Origin of the sequence: Kitasatospora sp. NPDC004799 (genome assembly GCF_040609095.1) — a bacterium.
Classification (GTDB): Bacteria; Actinomycetota; Actinomycetes; order Streptomycetales; family Streptomycetaceae; genus Kitasatospora.
In genome coordinates this window covers 1-5,251 of sequence record NZ_JBEXJK010000509.1, presented here as the reverse complement: position 1 = coordinate 5,251, position 5,251 = coordinate 1, and the positions used below count along the sequence as shown (strand labels likewise).

Sequence of the window (5,251 nt, the reverse complement as noted above, 5' to 3'; positions counted from 1 at the left end):
GGTGACCTTGTGCTGGTTGCGGGTGGCGAGGATCAGGCGGGTGGACATGCCGTCCACCCTACCGAGGCCCCGGGAGCGGTCAGCCGGTGCAGACCAAGGTGAGGTGGCCGGCCCCGAGGAGCCCGCCGCCCGGCGCGGCACCCTGCACCCCTGCCCCGAACGGACCGAACGGTTCGGGCAGTTCGAGCAGTTCGGGCATGCGGAGCCCGGCGGCAACTGCGCCGCCCGGCTCCGCGCCCTCGCCCTGCCCCGGCACGCCGTCCCGCCCCGGGAGTCGGCCGGCTCCTTCGACCACCGCTTCGACGCCGCCGCCCCCGCCGACATCCCGTCCGACGGCACCTGGCACACCGTCACCGTCGGCGAGATCCCGCTCGCCGTCCGCCCCGAGTACGTCACCGTCCCCGCCGTCGAGGAGAAGGTGTACGCGACCCTGGTGCTCGCCAACCGCACCGACCAGGCCGTCCTGGCCGGCCCGGCCGAGGTCACCGTGGACGACGAGTTCCTGCTCACCGCCGCCCTGTCCACCCTGGCGCCCGGCGGCACCCGGCGGCTGGGCATCGGCGTCGCCGAGAGCATCGAGGTGGCGCGCCGCACCGAGCTGCACGAGTCCGCCACCGGCATGCTGAAGGGCAACAGCACCGTCCTCGACCACCGGGTGCACGTGCGGCTGGCCAACCGGCTGGGACGCGCCGTCACCGTGGAGGTCCGCGAGCGGGTGCCGGTCACCTCCGACGCCGAGATCCGGATCGAGGAGCGGGCCGACTGGCAGGCCCCGGCCGTCTCCACGCCGGACTGCCCGCCCAGCACCCGGCTCTGGCGGGTCGACCTGCCGCCCGGCGGACGCTCCGAGCTGGACGGCGGCTACCTGATCAAGATCCCGGCCGGAAAGGCCATCGTCGGCGGAAACCGGAGGAACTGAGCGATGACCGTCGAGACCCTTCCCCTCCCCGTCACCGCCGTGACCTGCCTGGAGGACCGCAGCCAGGTCGAGCGCACCACGACGGTCGGGCTCGCCGCGGGCGTGCAGCGGCTGCGCCTCGGCCCGCTCACCGCCCTCGCCGTCGACCGCACCCTGCGGGCCGAGTCCGCCACCGACGGCGTCCGCGTGCTGGACGCCCGGCTGGTGCGCGGCTGGGCCCCGCGCGCCCCGCTGCCGCCCGGCCCGGAGGACTCCGAACTGCGCCACCGGCTGCACCGGCTGGACGCCGAGACCCGGCTGGCCGACCAGGCCCGGGCCCGGCTGGAGGCCCGGCTGGCCCTGCTCGCCCAGCTCTCCGCCGACCTGCTGCGCGAGATCGGCGAGGGCGCCGGCCTCGGCGAGCTCGAACCCAACCGCTGGGCCCGGGAGCTCGGCCGGGTGGACACCGAGCGCGAGCGCTACGGCGAGGAGCTGCGTGCCACCCACTCCCGGCTGCGCCGCCTGGAGCAGGAGCGCTCGCAGGCCCTGGTCGCGCTGGACCGGGCCGAGGAGGACCCGGCCGAGCTGACCGCCCACCTGGAGCTCACCGTCGAGGCGGCCCGGCCCGGCCCGGCCGAGCTGACCGTCTCCCACCTGGTGCCCTGCGCGCTGTGGCGCCCCTCCTACCGGGCGACCCTGGACGGCGGCCAGCTGCGCCTGGAGTCGGAGGCGGTGGTCTGGCAGCGCACCGGCGAGGACTGGACGAACGCCCGGCTCACCTTCTCCACCGCCCGCTCCGCCCTCGCCACCGCCCCGCCCGCGGTCGCCGAGGACGTCCTGGTGCTGCGCGAGCGCACCGACGAGGAGCGCCGCACGGTCGACGTCCAGCTGCGCGAGGAGGCGGTCGCCACCCTGAGCCCGACCGGGCCGGCCGGCCCGGCCTCCCGGGTGCCGGGCGTGGACGACGGCGGCGAGGTCCGGGTGCTGCCCGCCCCCGCCCCCGCGACCGTGCCCGGCGACGGCCGCGCGCACCGGGTGCCGCTGGGCGCCGCCACCGGCCCGGCGAGCAGCGAGTACGCCTGCGCCCCGGAGCTGTCCCCGCTGGTCACCGAGGTGGTCCGGTTCCGCAACACGGCCGCGCACCCGCTGCTGTCCGGCCCGGTCGAGCTGGTCCGCGGCAGCGGCTTCACCGGCCGCGGCGAGCTGCGCTTCACCGCCGCCGGGGCCGAGGCCGAACTGTCCTTCGGCAGCTCGGACGGCTACCGGGTGGTCCGGGAGACCGAGGAGCGCCAGGCCACCGCCGGCCTCACCGGCCGCCAGACCACCACCCGGACGGTCCGGCTGCACCTGTCCCGCTTCTCCGGCCCGGAGGAGCGCGACGAGCGGATCGTCACGGTGCGCGAGCGGGTGCCGGTCTCCGAGGTGTCGGCGGTCGAGGTGCGGCTGCGCAAGGAGGAGTGCTCCCCGGCCCCGGACTCCTTCGACGCCGAGGGCATCGTCCGCTGGGACGTCCCGCTCGCCCCCGGCGCCCGGCGCACCGTCACCCTGGTGTACGAGGTGTCCGCCTCCGCCAAGGTGGTCGGACTCTGAGCACCGCGGGGCCTGGCTCCGAGCAGGCGCCGCAGGCGCGACGGCTGACACCCGCCGTGCCGGTGACACCCGCTCAGGTCCAAACCGGAGACAACGGGTAGAAAAGGAAGCATGATCCTCCACCTTGCTCCCCTGGACGACTGGCTGGCCGACCCCGGCCGCCCGTACGCCACCGCGTCGCTGCTCACCGACGGGTTCATCCACTGTTCCGCGGACGAGCAAACGGCGCTGGCGGTGGCCAACACCTTCTTCGCCGACACCCCCGACCCGCTGATGGTGCTGCTGATCGAGGAGTCGCTGGTGGAGCCGATGGTGAAGTGGGAGGCCCCGCACGGCGCCCCGCCGCCCGGGTCCACCCCCGGCGTGCTCTTCCCGCACATCTACGGGCGGCTGAACCGCACCGCCGTGGTCGGCCTGCAGAAGGTCGAGCGCGGACCGGACGGCCGCTGGGCCTCGCTCAGCCCCTGGAGCTGACCACGCGGGCGCGACCGGCGGCCCCAAGCCGTCCGGCCGTCCGTCAGGCAGGCGCGACCGGCGGCCCCAAGCCGTCCGGCCGTCCGGCCGTCCGTCAGGCGAGCCCGACCCGCCCTACAGCCACCCCCGCTCCCGGGCCGCCATCCCGGCCTGGAAGCGGGTGGTGGCGCCCAGCGAACGCATCAGGCTCTGGAGCCGGCGCTGGGTGGTCCGGGCGCTCCAGCCGAGCGAGCGGGCGATCGACTCGTCGGTGAGGCCGGCCGCCAGCAGGCCCAGCAGCTTGCGGTGGTCGGCCTCCGGCTCCGACCCGGCGTCCTCGGTGCCGACCGCCGCCTGCAGCCGGACGGCCCGCTCCCACTCCGCCTCGAACAGCGTGTCCAGCGCCTGGAGCAGCGCCGAGGGGTGGATCACGTACGCGGCGTCCAGCACGCTGTCACCGACGCTGATCGGGATGATCGCCATCCGGTCGTCCGAGATGATCATCTTCATCGGCAGGGTCGGCCGGACCCGCGCCTCCTCGCCGTCCGCGACGCCGACCAGGATGTTCTTCTCCAGCCGCCCCGGCCAGGCCACCGCCTCCCGGTCGTAGATCGTCCGGAACTTCACGCCCTCGCTCAGCCGCCGCCGCTGCAGGGGCATCGGCGACACCGGGTCCTGGATGTACGGCGGGCGGTCGAAGCCGCGCACCTGGTACTGGCTGGTCTCGGTGACGTGCTCCAGCCGCTGGGCGATCGCCTCGCCGCCGGTCAGCACCTCCACCGAGTGCGCCGGGTCGGTGTACCGCGAGGCCTCCCGGAAGGCGTCCATCAGCCGGTGCATCTCGGCCCGGGCGTAGCGCAGCTCGGACTCCCGGTGGCCGATCAGGGTGCCGATCGCGACGTCCGGGGGCACCGGCAGGTAGCGGTGCCGGTCCACCGGCGCCCGGGTGGCCATGCCCTGCTGGGCCAACCGGTCCAGTGCGCGCACGCTCTGCTGGAACGTCAGCCCGCAGCTCTCCGCCAGCTCCTCCGCCGTGGACTGCGGGCTGGCCACCAGCGCCGCGTAGACCTGCCCGTCCGGCTCCGCCAGTCCCAGCGCGCCGAGGGCCTGTCCGCCCGCCCGCCCCAGTGCTGCATCGGACACGACGCCCTCTCCCCTGCTCGCCCGTTCCCGTCGGCCCGTTCCCGTCGGGCTCTTCCCACCCGGCCGGCCGCGCCCGTGCTGGCGCAGTCCCGCCACGCCGTGGGGTGGTGCTCGGTGGCCATCCTCGGCCACGGATCATGGCGCTGACAAGGCCGTGACCAGCGGTTGCGTCCCGGCTCACACCAGGTGTCCGGAACGTGGACGTCCGCCTGCGGGCACCCGGGAACGCCGGAGCCCCCGCCCGCAGCAGGTGCGGACGGGGGCTCCGGAAGGGCGGACGGAGGCCTACCGGCCTACAGGCCGACCTCGCGCATCAGCTGGCCGACCTCCGGGTTGGTCAGGCGGCGCAGCCAGCCCGACTTCTGGTCGCCCAGGGCGATCGGGCCGAAGTGGGTGCGCACCAGCTTCTCGACCGGGAAGCCGACCTCGGCCAGCATCCGGCGGACGATGTGCTTGCGGCCCTCGTGCAGGGTCACCTCGACCAGGTAGTTCTTGCCGACGTTGGAGACCACCTTGAAGCTGTCGGCGCGCGCGTAGCCGTCCTCCAGCTCGACGCCCTGGGCCAGCTGCTTGCCCAGATCGCGCGGGATCGGGCCCTGGATCGCGGCCAGGTAGGTCTTGGTCACGCCGTACCGCGGGTGGGTGAGGCGGTGGGCCAGCTCGCCGTGGTTGGTGAGCAGGATGATGCCCTCGGTCTCGGTGTCCAGGCGGCCGACGTGGAACAGCCGGGTCTCCCGGTTGGTCACGTAGTCGCCCAGGCACTGGCGGCCGTCCGGGTCCTCCATGGTGGAGACCACGCCGGCCGGCTTGTTCAGCGCGAAGAACAGGTAGGACTGGGTGGCGACGGTCAGGCCGTCCACCTTGATCTCGTCCTTCTGCGGGTCGACCCGCTTGCCCTGCTCGGTGACGCGCTTGCCGTTGACCTCGACCCGGCCCTGCTCGATCAGCTCCTCGCAGGCGCGGCGGCTGCCGATGCCGGCCCGGGCCAGCACCTTCTGGAGGCGCTCGCCCTCGGGCTCGCCGAAGGTCTTGGGCAGCTTGACGGCCGGCTTGTCGTGCCGGGCGAGGACGGCGTCCTCGATCTTGGCCTGGAGCTCGCGGGAGCGCTGCGGCTGGCGGCGCGGGTCGCCCGGGGCGCCCTGGCCCTCGCGGCGCGGACGCGGGGCC

Annotated in this window: 5 protein-coding genes; 3 read left to right on the top strand and 2 right to left on the bottom strand. The window is 75.1% G+C overall.

The window, feature by feature from the left end:
* The first annotated feature begins 103 nt into the window (after positions 1–103).
* From ABZW03_RS36705 to ABZW03_RS36695, 3 genes are all read left to right on the top strand, one after another.
* Positions 104–919: a DUF4139 domain-containing protein gene (locus ABZW03_RS36705; protein ID WP_355268574.1), complete on the top strand. Its 816-nt coding sequence runs from the start codon at positions 104–106 to the stop codon at positions 917–919.
* Between the two features lie 3 nt (positions 920–922).
* Positions 923–2,488: a mucoidy inhibitor MuiA family protein gene (locus ABZW03_RS36700; protein ID WP_355268572.1), complete on the top strand. Its 1,566-nt coding sequence runs from the start codon at positions 923–925 to the stop codon at positions 2,486–2,488.
* 111 nt (positions 2,489–2,599) lie between these two features.
* The gene (locus ABZW03_RS36695) at positions 2,600–2,962 is read left to right on the top strand and encodes a DUF952 domain-containing protein (RefSeq protein ID WP_355268569.1); all 363 of its coding nucleotides are present in this window, start codon (positions 2,600–2,602) and stop codon (positions 2,960–2,962) included.
* 114 nt (positions 2,963–3,076) lie between these two features.
* Here ABZW03_RS36695 and ABZW03_RS36690 read toward each other — a convergent pair whose 3' ends face one another.
* On the bottom strand, positions 3,077–4,084 hold the full coding sequence (locus tag ABZW03_RS36690; protein ID WP_355268566.1) for a helix-turn-helix domain-containing protein: 1,008 nt from the start codon (positions 4,082–4,084) through the stop codon (positions 3,077–3,079).
* A gap of 293 nt (positions 4,085–4,377) precedes the next feature.
* A partial coding sequence (locus ABZW03_RS36685; protein WP_355268563.1) for a pseudouridine synthase occupies positions 4,378–5,251 on the bottom strand: 874 nt, incomplete at its 5' end.

Bases quoted from the DNA above. Each gene is read 5' to 3' on its own strand.
- ABZW03_RS36700 (WP_355268572.1), top strand. From the start codon at position 923: ATGACCGTCGAGACCCTTCCCCTCCCCGTCACCGCCGTGACCTGCCTG.
- ABZW03_RS36695 (WP_355268569.1), top strand. From the start codon at position 2,600: ATGATCCTCCACCTTGCTCCCCTGGACGACTGGCTGGCCGACCCCGGC.